This is a genomic window from Belnapia sp., assembly GCF_059504005.1.
This window is the reverse complement of sequence record NZ_JCACHU010000162.1, coordinates 1-17,886: the sequence shown is the minus strand read 5'-3', so window position 1 is coordinate 17,886 and position 17,886 is coordinate 1. Positions and strand designations below refer to the sequence as shown.

Annotated in this window: 14 protein-coding genes and 2 pseudogenes; 4 read left to right on the top strand and 12 right to left on the bottom strand. The window is 65.2% G+C overall.

Features of this window, described 5'->3' with window-relative positions:
* Positions 1 to 49: 49 nt before the first annotated feature.
* The 3 genes and pseudogenes from AC5JJ1_RS25330 to AC5JJ1_RS25320 all read right to left on the bottom strand — a co-directional run.
* Positions 50 to 244, bottom strand: a pseudogene (locus tag AC5JJ1_RS25330) (IS6 family transposase); the annotation flags it as partial.
* A gap of 120 nt (positions 245 to 364) precedes the next feature.
* Complete coding sequence (locus AC5JJ1_RS25325) at positions 365 to 1,444, bottom strand: alpha-E domain-containing protein (protein WP_495787897.1); 1,080 nt, start codon at positions 1,442 to 1,444, stop codon at positions 365 to 367.
* Entirely contained in the window at positions 1,437 to 2,852 is a 1,416-nt protein-coding gene (locus AC5JJ1_RS25320) for a circularly permuted type 2 ATP-grasp protein (RefSeq protein ID WP_495787896.1), read from the bottom strand. Before AC5JJ1_RS25320 ends, AC5JJ1_RS25325 begins: the two co-directional genes overlap by 8 nt.
* A 332-nt stretch (positions 2,853 to 3,184) precedes the next feature.
* On the opposite strand from AC5JJ1_RS25320, the gene AC5JJ1_RS25315 reads away from it, so the two are divergent.
* Positions 3,185 to 4,252: a M42 family metallopeptidase gene (locus AC5JJ1_RS25315; protein WP_495787895.1), complete on the top strand. Its 1,068-nt coding sequence runs from the start codon at positions 3,185 to 3,187 to the stop codon at positions 4,250 to 4,252.
* Between the two features lie 56 nt (positions 4,253 to 4,308).
* Here AC5JJ1_RS25315 and AC5JJ1_RS25310 read toward each other — a convergent pair whose 3' ends face one another.
* The 5 genes from AC5JJ1_RS25310 to AC5JJ1_RS25290 form a co-directional block, all read right to left on the bottom strand.
* Positions 4,309 to 5,274, bottom strand: a complete 966-nt coding sequence (locus tag AC5JJ1_RS25310; RefSeq protein ID WP_495787894.1) for an IS5 family transposase — start codon at positions 5,272 to 5,274, stop codon at positions 4,309 to 4,311.
* Positions 5,214 to 6,146, bottom strand: a complete 933-nt coding sequence (locus AC5JJ1_RS25305) for an SDR family NAD(P)-dependent oxidoreductase (RefSeq protein ID WP_495787893.1) — start codon at positions 6,144 to 6,146, stop codon at positions 5,214 to 5,216. The genes AC5JJ1_RS25310 and AC5JJ1_RS25305 overlap by 61 nt, the downstream gene beginning before the upstream one ends.
* Before the next feature lie 410 nt (positions 6,147 to 6,556).
* The gene (locus AC5JJ1_RS25300) at positions 6,557 to 7,918 is read right to left on the bottom strand and encodes an erythromycin esterase family protein (protein WP_495787892.1); all 1,362 of its coding nucleotides are present in this window, start codon (positions 7,916 to 7,918) and stop codon (positions 6,557 to 6,559) included.
* 302 nt (positions 7,919 to 8,220) lie between these two features.
* Entirely contained in the window at positions 8,221 to 9,021 is an 801-nt protein-coding gene (locus AC5JJ1_RS25295) for an NAD(P)/FAD-dependent oxidoreductase (protein ID WP_495787891.1), read from the bottom strand.
* Positions 9,015 to 9,518, bottom strand: a complete 504-nt coding sequence (locus tag AC5JJ1_RS25290; RefSeq protein ID WP_495787890.1) for an NAD(P)/FAD-dependent oxidoreductase — start codon at positions 9,516 to 9,518, stop codon at positions 9,015 to 9,017. The genes AC5JJ1_RS25295 and AC5JJ1_RS25290 overlap by 7 nt, the downstream gene beginning before the upstream one ends.
* A gap of 607 nt (positions 9,519 to 10,125) precedes the next feature.
* Here AC5JJ1_RS25290 and AC5JJ1_RS25285 point away from each other — a divergent pair.
* Both AC5JJ1_RS25285 and AC5JJ1_RS25280 read left to right on the top strand, forming a co-directional pair.
* Positions 10,126 to 11,139 carry a glycosyltransferase gene (locus AC5JJ1_RS25285; RefSeq protein WP_495787889.1) on the top strand — a complete coding sequence of 338 codons (1,014 nt, stop codon included), beginning with the start codon at positions 10,126 to 10,128 and terminating at the stop codon, positions 11,137 to 11,139.
* 9 nt (positions 11,140 to 11,148) lie between these two features.
* Positions 11,149 to 11,436 carry a hypothetical protein gene (locus AC5JJ1_RS25280; protein WP_495787888.1) on the top strand — a complete coding sequence of 96 codons (288 nt, stop codon included), beginning with the start codon at positions 11,149 to 11,151 and terminating at the stop codon, positions 11,434 to 11,436.
* Between the two features lie 47 nt (positions 11,437 to 11,483).
* Here AC5JJ1_RS25280 and AC5JJ1_RS25275 read toward each other — a convergent pair.
* The 4 genes and pseudogenes from AC5JJ1_RS25275 to AC5JJ1_RS25260 all read right to left on the bottom strand — a co-directional run.
* Positions 11,484 to 11,747, bottom strand: a pseudogene (locus AC5JJ1_RS25275) (transposase); the annotation flags it as partial.
* Positions 11,748 to 12,141: 394 nt separating this feature from the next.
* A complete protein-coding gene (locus tag AC5JJ1_RS25270; RefSeq protein WP_495787887.1) occupies positions 12,142 to 13,341 on the bottom strand; it encodes a hypothetical protein in 1,200 nt (399 codons plus the stop codon).
* Positions 13,342 to 13,573: 232 nt separating this feature from the next.
* The gene (locus tag AC5JJ1_RS25265; RefSeq protein ID WP_495787886.1) at positions 13,574 to 15,715 is read right to left on the bottom strand and encodes a glycosyltransferase; all 2,142 of its coding nucleotides are present in this window, start codon (positions 15,713 to 15,715) and stop codon (positions 13,574 to 13,576) included.
* Positions 15,652 to 16,005: a hypothetical protein gene (locus tag AC5JJ1_RS25260; protein WP_495787885.1), complete on the bottom strand. Its 354-nt coding sequence runs from the start codon at positions 16,003 to 16,005 to the stop codon at positions 15,652 to 15,654. The genes AC5JJ1_RS25265 and AC5JJ1_RS25260 overlap by 64 nt, the downstream gene beginning before the upstream one ends.
* Positions 16,006 to 16,312: 307 nt before the next feature.
* Between AC5JJ1_RS25260 and AC5JJ1_RS25255 the strand changes: the two genes are divergently transcribed.
* A complete protein-coding gene (locus AC5JJ1_RS25255; protein WP_495787884.1) occupies positions 16,313 to 17,725 on the top strand; it encodes a hypothetical protein in 1,413 nt (470 codons plus the stop codon).
* The last annotated feature ends 161 nt before the right edge of the window (positions 17,726 to 17,886 follow it).

Here is a 17,886-nt window from a genome sequence, read left to right as displayed (position 1 = left end):
CGCCAACTACTTTCGCCATGGCGGCTATTTCCAGTCAGCCTGAAACCGCTCTAGCCGCGAACTTGGTGCCGAAGCGGAGGCACCAGCGACGGATACTCTCGTAGCTGACCGCCACGCCCCGCTCGGCCAGGATCAGCTCGATATCGCGCAGGCTCAGGCTGAACAGGTGATAGAGCCAGATGGCATGGTGGATGACCTCGGCCGGAAAACGGTAGCCAGGGTAGGTGGTGGGCTCGGTCGACATCCAGCCAGCTTGGCCCAGTCAGTTCATTCCGCCCAGAGCCCAACGACGTGACAATGCCCTCCCCCGCCTCATAAGCTCGGCCTCACCGGCATCACCCGGGCCCTTGGCCACCAATCCGCCTCAGGCAGCGTCCGTCGACCCGCCCCGCGATTGGCTTTGAGATTGGTTGGACACCGGCAGTCCCGCCCGCGTAATCGCGGAATGCAGCGCAGGCGTCACATGGCTCTGCGTCCCGGCCATCATCGGTGCGCGGCGGAAGAAATCCGACGAGATAGTGCTGGTGACTGCAATTAGACTGCGCTGGATCTGGTCGAGGTACTCGTGCAACCCTTCCGAGATCACGCGTTCGATAGTGATGCTGCCCAGCGCTGCCCTGAGGCGCCACAGCTCCTGTGCTGCAGCAGCACCGCCGTGCAGGCTATGCTTGGAGCGGATAGCCTCCAGAAGGCGATCAGACTTGCTGACGCAGAAGCTGACGGAGCGCGGGAAGTGGGGCTGCAGCAGCAGGAAACTGGCGACGCCCGATGGCGTCACGACGCCGGACATGACTCGCAGATAGGCATGATGCCCGGCGACGGAGCGAAGCAGGGCGTCCCACTGGACCAGATCGACCTTCGATCCGGCAGCGGCCAGGCTCGGCAGGAGTAGGTGGTACTTGATGTCGAGCAGGCGCGTGGTTTGGTCGGCCCGCTCGATATGGCGCCCGAGCCGATAGAAGTAGCTGCTTTGATCGCGAAGCAGGGTGCCATCGGTGATACCGATATGGGTCTGGCAGCCTTCCTTGATGCGCGCGAAAAGTCGGGCAAGTGAGCCGGGCGCGAGGGCCGTGCCATCAAGGGCAAGGAGCCATTTGTAGAAAACATTCATCTGCGCCCACATCTCGGTCGAGATGACGGGACGTAGGGTGCGCGCATTCTCGCGTGCGGCCGCGATTGCGCTGATGATCGAGGTGGGGTTGTTCCGATCCGTCACGTAGAAGGCCAGCACGGCTTCGGCGGTATGGGCCGGATATTGCGCCTCGAAGCACGCCTGATCGCTATTTATCTGCAGAACGGGCAGCCAGTCCCGCGCTCCGCGCATGTCGCGGGCAAACCTGGCATTCACATCGAGGATTCGAGCAAGGTTCTCCGCGCGCTCGACATAGCGAGCAAGCCAGAAAATGGATTCCGCATAGCGGGCGAGCAGAGGGATGTCAGCCAAGGACCCAGGTATCCTTCGATCCCCCGCCCTGCGACGAGTTGACGATCAGCGACCCCTCCGTCAGCGCGACCCGGGTAAGCCCGCCTGGCAAAAGCCAAGTTTTCGCGCCGGTGACCGCGAAGGGACGAAGATCCACATGCCGGGCCGCAACATGGTCTCCTGCTAGGGTGGGACATACGGAGAGATCGAGGCAGGGCTGACTGATGTATTCCTCTGGATTGGCCAGAAGAGCCGCCCGGCAGGCCTCCAGCTCCTGGCGAGAGGCGCGAGGGCCGATGGTGATGCCATAGCCGCCCGACTCACCCACGGGCTTCACGACCAGCTTCTCGAGATGGTCGAGGGTATAGCGAAGGGCCTCCGGCTCCCGACAGATATGAGTGGCAACATTGGGCAGGATCGGCTCCTCGCTCAGGTAGTAGCGCACGAGCCGCGGCATGTAGGCGTAGATGGCCTTGTCGTCCGCGACCCCGGTGCCGACTGCATTGGCCAGGCTGACCTTTCCCGCGCGATAGGCGCGCATCAGGCCAGGGACACCCAGGAGGCTGTCCGGACGAAAGACTTCGGGATCGAGGAAGTCGTCATCGATCCGGCGATAGATGACATCGACGCGCCTGAGGCCGCCTGTCGTCCACATCGAGACATGATCATCCTCACCGACGACGAGATCCCCCCCCTCGACCAGCGGTACACCCATCTCGCGAGCAAGGAACACGTGCTCGAAATAGGCCGAGTTGAAGGTACCCGGCGAGAGCAGCACGACCTGCGGATCTGGAACGGCCGGCGGTGCTACCTCGTGCAGAGCGGCGAGCAGCTCCTGCCCGTAGTCATCGACAGGGCACAGGCTGATGCCATCGAGAAGCTCGGGAAAGGCTCGCTGCATCGTATGGCGGTTCTCGACGACATAGCTTACACCAGAGGGTGTGCGGGCGTTATCCTCCAGTACACGGAAGACGCCGCTGCCGTCACGCACGAGATCCGTGCCGGAGACGTGGATATAGCTCCTGTGCGGCAGGTTAATGCCCTGCATGGCGGGGCGGTAATGAGCATTGCCGAGCACGAGGTCGGTCGGCACCACGCCATCCTTCAGAATGTTCTGCTCGTGATAGATGTCGTGAAGGAACTGGTTCATGGCCGCCACACGCTGGCATATTCCGGCCTGGATGCCCCGCCACTCCTCGGCTGAAACGACGCGCGGAATCGGGTCGAAGGGCAGCACCCGATCGATCGCATCCTTATCCGAATAGATGGTGAAAGTGACTCCAAGATCGTGCAGTTCAGCCTCGGCCTCTGCTGCGCGTTGGCGGAGCTCCTGGATGGAAAGCCTGTTCAGCCGCTCCCGCACTGGTGCAGCAGCATCACAACTTGTCATTTCACAGTAATAATTTCCTGTCGAATATCCGTTCAACATGACGACCTGCCTTCGCGCTACATAAGTAAAACGTGGGGCTGTGGTTCCTGGCCCACTTCCTCAAGCGCCCGAACGGCTCGGGCTGTTGAGTCTCGTTAACATCGCGGAGTCGCCATCATCATCGCCGCCCGCCGCCCGGGTGCCGGCTCGACCACTTGCGCCGGCGTCCTCTGGACGCTCCCGAGACACCACGTCAAATCTTTCCGCTGGGACAGGCCTGCAGCCCTGAACCCGCCCGCGTCGTTGAGGTGACATGCCATGTGCCGGCCTCGGCCGGGTTGTTTCCAAAACGACGTGTGTCCGCGGACGCTTGTCAGGAGAAAGTCCTTCCTATGCCACAGCAATCCCTCGAATTCCTGGAAGCGTTGGTAAATTCTCCCTCGCCGAGCGGCTTTGAACGACCAGTTGCGACGCTCTACCGGGATCGTATGGCGTGCTACGCCGACCGCGTCACCTCTGACGTGCATGGCAATGTGCTGGCCGTCCTTAATCCCGAGGCGCCGATGCGGATCATGCTGGCGGGGCATATGGACGAGATCGGATTCGTCATCCACCACATCAGTGACGAGGGGCTGCTTTACTTCAGCACGATCGGGGGTCACGACAGCGTCATTCCGGTCGGGCAGATGGTCTGGGTGCATGGCAGGCAGCGCGTCGCCGGCGCAATCGGGCGCAAAGCGCTTCACCTGCTCAGCCCCGACGAGCTCAAGAAAAAGCCGGAGATCAAGGATCTGTGGATCGACATCGGTGCCAGCTCCCGTGCCGATGCGGAAACCGTTGTCCAGCTCGGTGATGTCGCCACCTACCAATACGGCTATCAGCGGCTTCTTGGCGATCGTGCAGCGGCGCGGGCGTTTGACAATAAGGCGGGCCTTTTCATCGTCGCCGAAACCGTGCGCCTCCTGAGCGAGGAAGGTGGCCTGCCTTCCGGCGTTGGGGTCCATGCGGTCGGGACTGTGCAGGAGGAGATCGGCTCTCGCGGCGCGCGAACCTCGGCCTTCGCCATCGGAGCGCAGACCGGCCTCGCCGTCGATATGGGCCATGCCATAGACTATCCTGGTGTCAGCCCGTCCCAGCACGGGAAGCTCGACATGGGCAAAGGGCCGGCTATCTCTCGTGGCGCGAACACCAATCCAGTGGTCTTCGACCTGCTTTGCCGCGCTGCCCAGGATGGGGATATCCCGTACCAGATCCAGGTCACGCCGGGCAGCTCACCGACCGACGCGAACGCCATGCAGCTTAACGGTCAGGGCATGGCGACTGGGCTGCTGAGCATTCCCCTGCGATACATGCACACCCCTTGCGAGGTTGTGAGCCTCGCAGACGTGGAGAACTGCGCACGCCTGATGGCTGCGTTCTGCCGGCGTATTTGGACCGATACTGACTTTAGGCCTTGGTAGGATCGTGTTGCACGGGTCAGCGGCTTGGACGCATTCGTCCCTGCCCGCGCTTGCGATCAAGCGACGCGGACGTATTCCGGCCGCCCAAGGTCGAGCATTCGGTTCAGCACGCCGGCGGCGATGGCCACCTCGATAGCCTGTCGCCCATCCGTTTGCGAGCGCAGCCCGTCGCCGATGACGCGTTTCCACCGGGAGACGTCGGCCTCCACCAGGGCACGCCAGTTGTAGCCCGAGGCGTGCTGCCAGCCCATACGGCCGCGCTCAGCAATAGATCGCAAGTGCGCGTCCCGCTGCGTCGGCGCGGTTTCGACCGCAGCGCTCGGCACCGCGCTCACGCGCGGCGGGACGACGACAGCCGCATCGGGGTACCGCGCCGCGACCGCGGCATAGACATCGTTCCGGTCGTAGGCACCATCGCCGATGACGGCCGCCACGGAACCATCGACCTGGTCGAGCAAGTGGCCAACTTGCGAGCCGTCGTCAGAATCTCTGTCGGTCAGCAGCGAGGCGACGATCTGGCCCGTGTCGGCATCCGTGGCGAGGTGCAGCATCTTCCAGGCTCGGCGCCGCTTGCTGCCATGCTTCTCTTCCAGCCAGCCGCCGGGACCGCGTAGCTGCAAACCCGTGCTGTCCACCAGCAGGTGCACTGGGCCGCCTCCGCAGCACGGCCGCGCCACCTCGAGCGTTTCAGCCCGGCGGCTCAGGGTACTGTGGTCCGGTACAGCGAGGTCAAGGCCAAACAACCGCAGAATGGAGCTGATCAAGCCCTCCGTCTGGCGCAGCGCCAGACGGAACACGGCCCGTAGCGTCAGGGCAGTGGCGACCGCCAGCGCGGAGTAGACGGGCTGCCCACCCCGGCCAGTGCGTGGCACGGCCTTCCAAGCCTCGACCGCCTCCGGGGTGAACCAGACCGTCAGGCTGCCGCGGGCGCGCAGGCCGGCGTCGTACTCCGCCCAGTTCGTCACACTGTGACGCTGGCGCCGGATGTGGTGCCGACGGTCAGCGTTGGCCTTGAACGGCAAGGTCGGTCCACCCCCAATAGCTGAGGGATCACCCTCCTCGGCAGTCTACTCGGCAACGGAACGCCCGGCGACCCGTGCAACAAGGTCGCTTCAGGGCCGGAGTGCAGCAGGAAATGCCCCCCGAGGTGGCCCATCGCCCGCCCCACCGCCTCCGACGCGAGGGCATAGGCTGGCACCGTCGCGTGGTGCAAGCCGAGATGCAGCGCACGGCGCGGGCGTAGCGCCAGCCCCACGATGCGTTCGGCGATGTCCTCTGGATCGAGCACCGGCGGGACGGCGCGCAGCGTGCGGTCGGAGTAGTTGGCCACATGCAGCGGGACCGGCGTGTCTACCAAGCCTGGATAGACCCCGCAGACCTGGATCGCAGAGCGCGCCAGCAACTCGTGCCGGAGAGCATCGGTAAAGCCGGCGACGGCGAACTTGCTGGCGCTGTAGGCCGCGGCGAAGGGGTGCGGGATACGTCCCGCGAGCGAGGCCATATTGATGATCACCCCACGGTCCCGCTGCAGCATATGCGGCAGCGCGGCATGGGCACCGTTCATTACCCCGATCAGGTTCACCTCAATAAGGCGCCGCTGCGTCTCCATGGGAATGCGCTCGAAGGCCCCGACCGCGGCGAGCCCGGCCATGTTGATCCAGACGTCGATGCCGCCGAAGCGCTCCAGGGCGGCCCGCGCCAGCGCCGCAGTCTGCGCTGCATCGGCGACGTCTGTCGGTACGGCGATGGCGCGCGGAGATCCAGCTCCCTCGCAGGCGCCTACGGCGCCGTCGAGCGCCTCCCGCCGCCTCGCCGCGAGGACCAGGTTTGCGCCCTGGCGGGCGAAGGCTAGCGCGGTTGCCAGCCCCATGCCGCTGGAGGCGCCGGCGACCACCACAGTGGCGTTGCGAAGGCTATGCACGGCGAGGCTGGCTCCAGGCGCATCGCGGCGGTAAGCGCTCTCCCTACGCATTCGTTCCTGGCAGCGCAGCGGCGTCGCTGCGGGCCGAAACCGCGAACTCGTACGCTCCGCTCCGGGAGGGTCAGACGGCCAGGCCAGAACACGGGCCAACCTTCTCATAGCCGCCACGCGAAATGCTGACCCGTGCGGACCGGCAGCGCAGCTGGTATGATCTTGCTTTCAGCGCGTAGCCGCCACACCAACCCTGCGCGTGATCCCTGGCCCGGAGAGCCAGAACTTACCAAGCCGGGTACCGTCGCCCGTGGAGCCTCGATCAAGGCAGGTCAGTCTTACCGCCACCCAATCCGCTGCCCTACCGGGCGGCGGCGCGAGCGGCATCGGCACTACAGGCCGGAGGGGAAGGTTTCCTCCGTCTCGGCGTCACCGCCGTCCTCGGGGCCTGGCAGGGGAGTTACTGCCTGAGTTTCGGCGAACCAGACGAAAGCATCGAACTGCTCGGGCAGCACCGCCTCGAAGTAATGGCTCTGCCGCTCGGTCGCCGGACGGTAGATCACACCGATGGCGCGTTCCTGCCGCGGCTGCGCCAGCGCGGCGCGCAGCTCCGGCGCGATCGCCGGCCGCAGGTCGGTGAGCGAGCGTGACGGCGCATGGGCGCGGAACAGCGCCTCGTGGCTGTCCGGCCGGACCGGGCGGACCTTCATGATTTGCATCTCGTCGCCCCAGTCATGCGCCGCGGCGACGGTGCCATGGTCGGTGCCAAAGCCGATCAGAGCCGCCTCCTCGCCGAAGGCGGTGCGGCAGAGCTCGCCGATGTTGAACTCGCCGGACCAGCCCATCTCGGTGGCGGCGGCATTGCCGATATGGCTGTTATGCGCCCACACCACTGCCTTGGCTTCCGGTCCGCGGCGCTGCAGCAAGGCGCGGAGGGTGTCGAACATGTGCCGGTCGCGCAGGTTCCAGCTCTCTGTGCCGGAGCGGTACATCAGCCGGTAATAACGCTCCGCCCCCAGCGCCACGCGAGCATTCTGCGCCGCATCAAAAAGCTGCTCGCCCGCCTCGGCGGTCATCTCCCTGGCCTGCCGCGCCAGCAGGTCGCGCAGCTGTTGCACGGCGGCGTCCTCACAGGGCTCGCGATTGCCGAACAGCACGGCGCGGCCATAATCGGCCGGGTCCATGTGCCAGGGCGTGAGGCAGGCATAGCGCCGCCGCGCCGCCTTCGCCGCCTCCGGATCGTTCGCATCGAGATAGGCGAGCACCGCGGCGATTGAGGTACCAAGGCTATAAACATCGAGACCGCGGAACTCCGTCCGCTGCTCCGGCGGCAGCCCGGCGTTGTGCGCGCGCAACCAGCCGACGAAGTCGCGGACCTCCGTGTTGCGCCACATCCAGGTCGGGAAGCGGGCAAAGGCAGGTCTTTCCTCCGCCCCAGCCGTACCACGCTGCCGCACCCAGCGGTCGATGCGTGCGGCATCGGGCCAATCGGCCTCGACGGCAACGATGCAAAAGCCGTGCTGCTCGACGAGGCGGCGGGTGATGGCGGCACGGGCGCGGTAGAACTCGCTCGTGCCGTGTGTCGCCTCGCCCAGTAGAACGACCCGTGCCCCGGCGAAGCGGTCGAAGGCGGCGCCAAAGGCTTCGGCATCCTCGAGCGGTGGCAGCGCTTCAGCAGAGGCGCGGATCAGCTGGCCGATCTCCGCTTCGTCCGGCTTCTCTCCAGGGATGGCGCCATTGTGCAGATCCGACATGGTTGGTCCTCCTGGGCGCCCGGCCTGAGTGCCTTGGGGACGAACGCTACTGCGGCTGAAGGGATCGGGACGGGAGAAAGGATAAAGGTGCCGCGCGTGGCGCTCCGTCAGAAATGCGGCTGGGAACAGCGGGAGCAGCCGTTCATCAATGCCTGCGGCCATTCTCTGAGGGTGTGGAAGGAGGCCAGTGCCGGGTTGCTGGAGTTATGGCCGCGCTAGATCGAGCCGCACGCCGGCTTGCGAGGCCTGCCTTATGGCACTGGCATCATCTCGCACTTGCGGTCAAACATAGAAGCTTCGGACTACTTGCTGGCCGTGGCCGTGGCCGCTGCCGATGCAAGACGGTTTGGACCTGCGGTCGCCGACGCCTTGGGTGCAGAGTTGTGTGGATTGCTCTGCCTGACCGCCGTCGCCTGCCCTGGTACGCTGGCCGCGTTGCCGCCGCGTGGTTCGCGTCCGGTGATCAGCCTGGCGCCACGCTGGAAGGTCAGGTAGCTCCACAGCCACTCGAAGGAGACGACGACACGGCTGCGGAAGCCGATCAGGTACCAAACATGGGCGATGCCCCAGAACCACCAGCCAATCAGTCCCGTCAGCCGGATACTATCCAGCGTCACGACGGCGGAGCGCCGGCCGATGGTGGCGAGGTCGCCGTGATGGCGATAGGTGAAGGGGCCGGGCTCCGATGCGCCTGCGGCGCGGGCTGCCAGCACCCGGCCGACATGGCGGCCCATTTGCTTCGCTGCCGGTGCATTGCCCGGGACCGCGCGGCCGGTCGCATCCTGCACTGCAGCCAAGTCGCCAACCGCGAAGATCTGCGGCTGGCCGGGCACCGTCAGGTCGGACCCTACCCGGATGCGCCCGGCCCGGTCGCATTCGGCTTCGATCCAGGCACCGGCAGGAGATGCGACAACACCGGCCGCCCAGACGATGGTGCCGGCGACGATCTTCTCGTGACCGCACACCACGGCGGCCGCACCGCATTCGGTGACCCGCATGCTGGTCAGCACCTGCACCCCCATGCGCTCCAGCGAGGTCCGAGCTACCTGGCCCAGTTCCTCCGGAAAGGTCGGCAGCAGGCGCGGCCCAGCCTCGATCAGCACGACTCGTGCCGCGGTGGGATCGATGCGTCGGAATTCTCGCAGCATTGCTGGCGGGCAAGCTCGACCATGGCGCCTGCGAGTTCGACACCAGTCGGGCCACCGCCGATCACCACGAAGGTCAGCAGGCGACGGCACTCGTCCGCATCCTCAGTGACCTCGGCGCGCTCAAAAGCCATCAAGAGACGGCGACGGATATCGATTGCATCCTCGATAGTCTTGAGGCCCGGAGCGACGGGAGCCCAGTCGTCACGGCCGAAATAGGAATGTGTCGCACCGGTCGCCAGGACCAGCGTGTCATAGGGAAGAGCCAAGTCGTCACCGGCATGGATTACCTGCGCGGCGGTGTCGATACCGGTCACCTCGGCCATTACAACGACAACGTTACGCTGTCGATAAAAAATGGCACGGATCGGCCAGGCGATGTCGCCCGGTGACAACGCCGCCGTCGCCACCTGGTACAGCAGCGGCTGGAACAGATGGTGGTTGTGGCGGTCCACCAAGGGTGATCTCGCAGCGCGCACGAGCCAGGGCGCGCTGCTTCGAGTCCACCTAACCCGGCGCCGAGAATGACAACGCGAAGCGGGCGCGCAATGGACTGCTGCTTTGTCACAACACTCTCTCGTCCGAGTCTGCGGCATAAACGTCGGACGCAGTGGCCGTTCCGCATTTGGCCGAAACACAAGATTGGCGCGGTGCGTTACCCTGGCCTATCACCCCCGCTGACGAAGTCGCCTTGACTTGATTCCGTTCGCTCAGGACGCGAGTGGCAGGCGCGGCATGGCGCTGGGACATGTTCGGCGAGACTGAGCCGCAACGCAGCACCGCCTGCCGTTCGCCTGCCTTGATCGGGCTCACCGCGGCCAAGACGGCTGGCTCAACCCCACGAATAGCTTGGTGGCTCTACCGGACAAGAGCACCGGGGAAAGTTCAATGCCGCGTGAGGTCAGTAACCGGCCTGCTTCCCGCTGCTTAGAAGATGGCGTCAGTCGCCCCGCATTTTAAGTGTGCGATTTCGTACGTGGCTTCCGTCGTATCAATACTGATCGCACCGCGACTTCAAGTTATTTGGAATTTTCACCTCGACGCCAAGCAGGTATGGAGCGGATGCTGTCACACGCAAAGCGCACCATCGCGGTCGTCGTCACCTATGACCGGGCACCGCTGCTGCGCCGCTGCCTCGCCGCGCTGCAGGCCCAGCGATGCGCGCCAGACACCGTCATCGTCGTCGACGATGCGAGCCCGGGCTTCGCCACGGCAGATGCCATCGCAGCCTTCCCCGGCGTAAGGCATCTCCGCCACACCACCAATCTCGGCGGCGCCGCGGCGTATTGCACCGGGATCGAGGCGGCGCTGGCGATGGGCGCCGACCTCGTCTGGCTGATGGATGACGATGCGCTCCCGGTCGCCGAAGACTGCCTCGAGCAGTTGACCGGCCTTGTCGAGGCCGGCACCGACCTCGCCGCCCCGCTGGTGCTCGACCAAGACGATCCGCGGCGGCTCGCCTTCCCGATCCGCATCGCCGGGCGTACCCGCTTCCTCGCTGATGACCTCGATGGCGCAGCGAGCATCGCGGGGTTCGCCCATCTCTTCAACGGCGCCCTCGTCCGGGCGGAGACCTTCCGGGCGATCGGCCTGCCCGACCCACGCTTCGTCGCACGCGGCGACGAGGTGGAGTTCCTGCTGCGCGCGCTCCGGGCCGGCATCGCGGTGCGCATTGCGACCGGCGCGCTATTCCTCCATCCCGGCGCCAGGCCCGAGATCCACCCGATCCTGCGTGGCCGCTTCTACGCCACCCTGCCGCTCGGCGAGGCGAAGCAGCGCGTGCAGTTCCGCAACCGCGGATACATCTTCAGCCGCTACGGCATGTGGCACTACCTGGCCGCAGACATCATCCGCTACGGCTGCCATTTCCTGCTGCGCCGCCGACCCGATACGGCGGGGTTCGGGCGGTGGCTCCGCCTGACGGCCGGGGGCTGGTGGGGCGGCTTCATGCGCCGGCCGGCGCCGCGGCGCAGCCATCTGCTCGTCGTCGCGCCAGACCCCGGCGACTGCGCCCATCCGCCCGAGGGCGAGCGCCTCGCCGAGCCGGTGGCGCAGGCTGCACGGCAGGCGGGATAGAGATCGCACATGGATCAAATCGCCCCCTTCGCCATGCCGCAAGGCCGGCATGACGTCGACGCCGAGGGACTGGTGCTGCAACGCCTCCGCTTCGGCCATGAGGTCTCGCTGCGCCCGTTCTACCTGCGCCCGCTAAACCGGGCGGCCAGGCAGCCGGAGGCCTGCCGGGAGGAAGGCGGCCTGCTGGAGCTGGCCGGCGGCGCCGCGATCTCCTTCGACACCTATATCGGCGCCTGCTTCCGGTTGGTCAGCTCCGATGCAACGATGAGCCCGGTGTCGGCGTCGGTGGCGAGATGAAGCTTGCGCCATCCGCGCCGTGCCCTCATGCCGTGCTTCTCCACCAGTCACTCGCCGGGACCACAAAGCTTCAACCCCGTGCTGTCCACCAGCAGGTGGACGGGCTCGCGCCCACGACACGGGCGCGGTACCTCCAGCGTCTCCGCTCGGCGGCTCATCGTGCTGTGGTCGGGTACGGGGAGGTCGAGGCCAAGCAGGCCAATGATGGAGGCAATGAGGCCTTCCGTCTGGCGCAGCGCCAAGTGGAACACAGTCCGCAAGGTCAGCGCCGTGGTGATCGCTAGGCCGGAGTAGCGCGGCTGTACACCCCAGGTGGTCCGCGGCTCAGCCCGCTATGCCTTGATCGCCTCCAGCGTGAACCACACGGCCAGGCTGCCACGTGCCTGCAGGCCAGCTTCGTAGATGGGCCAGTTCGCCACCTTGTGTTGCTGGCGTGGAATGTGGTGCCGGCGATCGGTATTCGCTTTGAACGGCAAACAGGGCGCCCCTCGACGAGATCGGGCATGGCCCGGATCCTATCCTACTCCAGCAATGCCAGTCGGGCCCGTCCGTGCACCATGGCCGCATTCTTGCACGTTTACCTTTGGTGAAGAATGTAGGTCATTATCTCCGAGGTGGGTGGACCGGGGTTCATTTTCCAAGCCGCGCTCAACCTGACGGTGTCGTTGAGCGCACAAGTCGCCCATGCGAACCCGCCGTCGCCGATCAGCCCAGGATGCGGTTATGCCGGTATATGTTCTCGTATGAGGGGCCAATATCGCAGGGCGGAATGCCGGCGAACTCGCCTAATAGGTCGCCCGCGCCCAGGTCGCTGAACCAAGCGAAGCTAATATGCTCGTTGCTGCCACGCGTGTTGGAGCCGCCGAGATTCCAGTGGAAGCGGTTTCCGGCACAAGCCCTGATGAGCTTCACCGCACCACCGTAATTTCCGGCCACCAAGTTGCAGTTGACGGTGTTGAAGGCAGCATTGTCCAGGGAAATGCCGGGCAGCTTGATTGAGGAAGAGTTGTCCGACAGCAGCGGGAACCGCTCAATGAAGTCAGCGTGGATTTCTGCCACTGTCATCGCTGCTCGCCTGCCATTGCGCGACACAATGCTCTGAGTCAGTTCGCAGCAGGCCGTACCCCAATCGAAGCAGATGCCTTCCTTGTTGCAACTGTCGAGGAGGGAACGGGAGATACGGCAGGCTATAGCGCCTTCGAGGTAGATCGCCTGCGCCCGGTTGCCTTGCAGGCACATCCTGGACATCTCGATGCAGTGTGGGCGCTTGGTCTTCTCGATAATGCTGTACGCCTCGTGATTGCACTCGGGCACGTCCTCCTCTGTTACCGCATGCGTGCACTGCGACAAGTGGATGGCAGCATCGCAATTGAGGAAGCCGCGCCCGCCGCACGCATTCACTCGATGGATCAGGCCTATGCTCGTGTCACCGAGCGCCATGACGGCGGAGCAAAGCAGGTTGCGAGCACGGATACCGGCCACCTCGAATTCCGAACAGTCGAACAGGATGATGCCGTAGCCGTCCAGGTCGGACAGGTCGATGTTTAGGATCCGGAACCGCCGGCACCGATGTAGTAGGATCGCGTTGCGGCCGCGGCACAGGGTGAGCCCGTCGATGACGAAATCACTGCAGTCCTGAAGCCGGATGAAGAATTTCTGGTGCGGGTCGTTTTCGCTCGTAGGTCTAGGCGTTTTCAGGCCGAACCGGTACGCGCCGGTCAGGACCGTGCCGTGCGCCATGACCTGCATAGGCGCGAGTCCCGACATAGCGGGCAGGTCCCGGAGGACACCGCCGAGCCGGTTTCGCCAGTCTCGCGGAATACGTTGCGCGTCGCGCCGCGCGGCGGTCACGACCTGCAGTGCATCTGCCGCGGGGGCGAGCTTCGGCAGGCAAAGTGGGGTCATGCCGGCCTCCTTGCGCGTCTTTGGGATCTGCGGGGCAATGCTGCCATCCTCAGAACGATGATGCTGGCTAGGATGCTCGGGCTCACCCGGTCCAGCGAAGAGTATGCAGAACTGTGGGGGGCAGATTTCCGAGTGGGAGATCAGGCCTCATCTCCCCGCCCGTTGGTCCGGAACATGCGCGAGCAACAGCCAGCTTCCCCCCATTTTTCACGCTCTGTGGGCAGGCCCAACATCAGGATCTGGCCTGACCCGTCACGGCCTCCGTGATCTCTTGTGTTACGGGCGCCGTAAGCTCGGAATCGCGGTCCAGCCCAAGCAGCCGGGTCCAACGCGGCCAGCTTGTCAATTCCGCATGTGCCGCGCGCCACTGCCCGGCAGCCCGACCGGCCTCTCTATGGTAGCGCCAAACCGCTGCCAAACCGCGCCGCAGCCCGCCCCGCAGCCGCACGCGGTCGTAGCGGTAGATGTTTACGTAGGACTGCATCCGGTCCGACAGTCCGTATTGCGAGACATGCATGGTCATCCAAGGATGCCACTGGTCAATGAAGAAATGGTCGGGACGCAGCCGCCTTCGCACCAAGCCGAGCCAAAGCGCCGCCATGCCGATAGCCAGCGTGGCACGCCGCCATAACCCGTGCGGCGGCGCCCGCCAGTCCGCCGCCTTCATGCCGACCGTGGAGCGAGGCCGCTCAGGCGCATGTGCGGCGGCAAGTGCCGCGATCTCCCGGTGCAGCGTATCCATCGGCGCCTCCAGCACCGCGGGACCCGCAAGGAAATCCTCGATCGCGCGGATCACCAGCTCGGCATGCTGGTAATCGTGCTTCAGCAGACTATCGACCAAGCGCCGCAGGATGACCACGCTACGGTCGAGTCGAACGAAGGGACGATGGCAGGCCGCGAAGATCAGGCGGTTGCGCAGATCGTAGTAGAGCTGCCAGCCCGGCGCCTTGGCGTAGAAGGGCTCGTGCCAGACTGCGACGGGCGGCAGCGAGACGGTGGGCACGCCGCGGCGCATCAGCCGCGTGCCGTATTCCATGTCGTCGCCGCGGATGAAGATCGGCAGGGGCAGCCCGTACTCGCGGAACAGCTCGGCCGGGATGGCACAGTACCACCAGCCATTGAAGTGGCAGGGCACCTCGCGCGCTAGCTCGTTCAGCAGCTGCGGCTGGTCGAGCGGACGATTGTGCAGCGCCGCGCGCAAAATGTTGTTGGCGTCGACCACCGCACCAGCCTCGTACATCGTGGTCGGGCGGAACAGGTCCACCATGGCACCGCCGATCACAGTCGGCGCCGTGGTGCGGGCAGCGAAGGCGTGCGTGGTCACCAGCACCGCCGGATCGAATTCAATATCGTCGTCCATGAACAGCACGTGGGAGCAGGCGCCCTCCTGCACGATTTCCATTGCCGCTCGGGTGAAGCCGCCGGCGCCGCCAAGATTCGCTTGCTCAACGACCCTAGTACTCTCTGATATTTCGGCCAGCAGCGCTGCCATCTCTGTGGAGGCGAAGCGGTGGCCCTGATTAACAATGACAATACGCGGCTTTGCCCAATGCCAGTAAGCGGACTGTGTCAGGCGCCGGAGGTTGCTGGCAAGCTGCACCTCACGGTTGAAGGTGCAGAGCCCGATGCCTAGCCGCACTGTCTGCCGCGTTGGTGTGCCCGTCTCCAGCCGCCCGGCGCGGAGGGTCACGCCGGAGGTCGCGGTGATTTCGAAGAAAATGCGACCCGCGCCGGCCGGCATGGGGTCGAGCGTGATGGTGGTCGTCGCGCCATGCTGCGGGTCGAGTACCAGCCGCTGCCGGCCGATGCAGTAAGCCGAGCCGTCGGGCAGCGCGCGGAACAATTCCACCGCCGCCTCGCCACTGCCAAAGAGCCGCAAGGTGAGGTTCTGGACCGGCGCATGCAGAGCCCAGTAGTGTTCGTAGAAGCTGTTGAGATAGGCGCTGAAGGACACCCGCGCACCTTCGGAGAGCAGGATGCCGGAGGCCAGTGTCTGCACGCGGCCCGCCAGAATGCCATAGGCGGCGCGCGAGCCGGAGCGGGGAGCATCGAACCGTACTTCCTGCAGCACGGCATCCGAGAGCGCCGGTGCATGCCAAGGCGCTGTATCCGCCGCTGGCGTGCTGCAGACCGCAGCATCCACGCTCAGCACCTGCGCAAGCAGATCGGCCAGGCGCTGCAGGGTAGTCTGCACCGCTCCCGGCGGCCCGGCCGGTGGCGTGGCGGCTGGCAGTGCCGGCGCGGGCAACCGATCGGCCGGGTCGGGGTAGCGCGGAGCATCACGCATCGGGTCGGTGGCGGGCTTGGTCATCAGTTCCGCGGCGCCGATTTCCGGACGGCGGCGCGCGTAGCCGGACTTGCGCCGGGCCGACATCCTCCAGCTGCTCCATGGGACGGAAATCCTCCGTCGGTCACGGTCATGATCAGCCCACCACCACGGCGCATGCGGTGCAGGAAATCGATCTTCTCGCCGCGCAGAAACAGGCGGTAATCGGGAATGCCGAAGCGTGCGAAGGCTTCCGCGCGCACCAGCGTGCCGTTAAAGAGATGCGCGAAGTGCCGCACGAGTGGGAAGCCGACCATGCCGCTGCGCGTCGTGATGCGCCGGCCCTCTACAGAATAGGTAAAGGCCAGATGTTGCACGTCCTTAATGTCGAGGATCAACGGTGCAACCACATCCGACTCATGCTCCCAGTCAAGCTCACGCGGCCGAGCCATAGTCACACTGACGCTTTTCAATACGACGCATTGAATCATCCTCGGCGTTGATATGCCGGGAGCATTTGCCACTGTACTCTTCGCCCACTGCGCTCGTTCCAGAATCAGCCGAGCTGCACTCTTCCTAGAACGGCCTTTTTGTGTTGAAAGTTGCGCTCCACCCCGTCTGGTACTGCAACGAACAGGTCACATTGCACGTAGGAGGAGCAATCCAACCGAAACGCTAAAGGCAACACCCGATATGGCCTAATCAGTGGACTACCGCCGCCCCGACGAGAACGGGCCGCGAGTGTTGGTCGGCTCGGACGGACTGACGGGCGGCAAGGCTCTCCTCGCCCAGGCGCAGCCCTCCATGTCGCAGCACAGTCCGGTCAGTCGCGGCAACATCCGGGCGTGTCGGCGCTTCCTGCTGCAAGTGGCGTCGCCCGGCCGGCACGGTACTATCCGCACGGAGAGCCCTAAACCTATGCCCACACGTAACATGCTGCGCTGGATCACCCGGTCCAGACAGGCCCAGCCAGAAGCTCCGCCGCTGCCTGCGGCACCGGACCCGGCACCTATGCCGCACGAGCCTGCCCCCTCGCCCAGGATCCTCCTCCTCGGCGCAGAGCCGCGCGCCGTCGGGTTGATAGAGCTCTACCGGCTGGTGGGCCATCCCGATGTCGTCCTCGCCGACCGGCGGCCGGAGCGTGCCGGCGGTGATCTGAATGGGCATCGGGTCCTTAACTTCGACGGGATCGCTCTTGACCGGCTAGAGGCTACCATCGTCACGGAGGATCCGATCGGGGAGTATGCCGAGCCGATCGCTTTCCTGCGGAACAAGGGGCTCTCGCCCGCTCAGGTCATCACCTGCGCCGAGCCCGGCCGCGCACATCGGACACTCACCGGTCTTGTTCCGGCTTCAGAGGAAAGGAGCCGGCAGATAGGGTACCGCGCCGTCCGCCAGAACCTGTTCCACCGCGGGCACTACGCCTACTGCATGGTGCTGGCGGCCGAGACGGCGCTGCGCATGTCGCTGTCCAAGGTCACCATTGTGGAGTTCGGTGTCTGGTATGGTGCCGGGCTGAACAACCTCTGCGAGATCGCAGATTTCTTGCAGCAGACATTGGGAGTGGAGTTCCGCATTTTCGGCTTCGACACTGGCGCCGGTTTGCCGGAAGTTGCCGACTGGCGCGACCATCCGGAGCTCTGGGGCAGTGGTACGCTCGCCATGCCGAATTTCGAGGAGCTCGCGACGCAACTGCCGCCGAACTGCCGTCTGATTATCGGCGACTGCAAGAACACGCTCGCGCCGTTCCTGCGCGAGCATGGCAGTGCCGAGGCGCCGATCGGTTTCGTCTCTCTCGATGTGGACCAGTACCACTCGTCCGTCTCGGCTTTACGGCTTTTCGAGGCGGAGGCGACGCATCTCGCGCCCGTCATACCGGTCTGGGTGGACGATTCCTATCTTAACGTGCTGCAGACCAGCTATGCTGGGGAGGGCTTGGCGATCCGCGAGTTCAACGAGCGCCATCCGCTGCGCAAGATTGAGCAGAAGATCATCCGTACCGACGACTTTCCCCGACTATGGCATCACTGCATCTATTTCGCACACGTCTTTGATCATCCAGTGCGGCAGGGCAAAGTGCCGGCGCGCTTCGACCAGTTCTATCACACGAATTACTGACCTAGAGTTTGGCCATTTGCGGGGGCTGAGGCGGCGGAGCGAGTGACTGGCTAAGCCGGGGCGTCCCGGCACTTTGTTGCATCGGTCGACGGTATGGGCGCACTGACAGCGTGTTGCATGGGTCAGGGGCCTGGACGCATTCGTCCCTTCCCGCGCTTGCG

Bases quoted from the DNA above. Each gene is read 5' to 3' on its own strand.
- AC5JJ1_RS25320 (WP_495787896.1), bottom strand. From the start codon at position 2,852: ATGTTGAACGGATATTCGACAGGAAATTATTACTGTGAAATGACAAGT.
- AC5JJ1_RS25315 (WP_495787895.1), top strand. From the start codon at position 3,185: ATGCCACAGCAATCCCTCGAATTCCTGGAAGCGTTGGTAAATTCTCCC.
- AC5JJ1_RS25300 (WP_495787892.1), bottom strand. From the start codon at position 7,918: ATGTCGGATCTGCACAATGGCGCCATCCCTGGAGAGAAGCCGGACGAA.
- AC5JJ1_RS25285 (WP_495787889.1), top strand. From the start codon at position 10,126: ATGCTGTCACACGCAAAGCGCACCATCGCGGTCGTCGTCACCTATGAC.
- AC5JJ1_RS25280 (WP_495787888.1), top strand. From the start codon at position 11,149: ATGGATCAAATCGCCCCCTTCGCCATGCCGCAAGGCCGGCATGACGTC.
- AC5JJ1_RS25270 (WP_495787887.1), bottom strand. From the start codon at position 13,341: ATGACCCCACTTTGCCTGCCGAAGCTCGCCCCCGCGGCAGATGCACTG.
- AC5JJ1_RS25265 (WP_495787886.1), bottom strand. From the start codon at position 15,715: ATGTCGGCCCGGCGCAAGTCCGGCTACGCGCGCCGCCGTCCGGAAATC.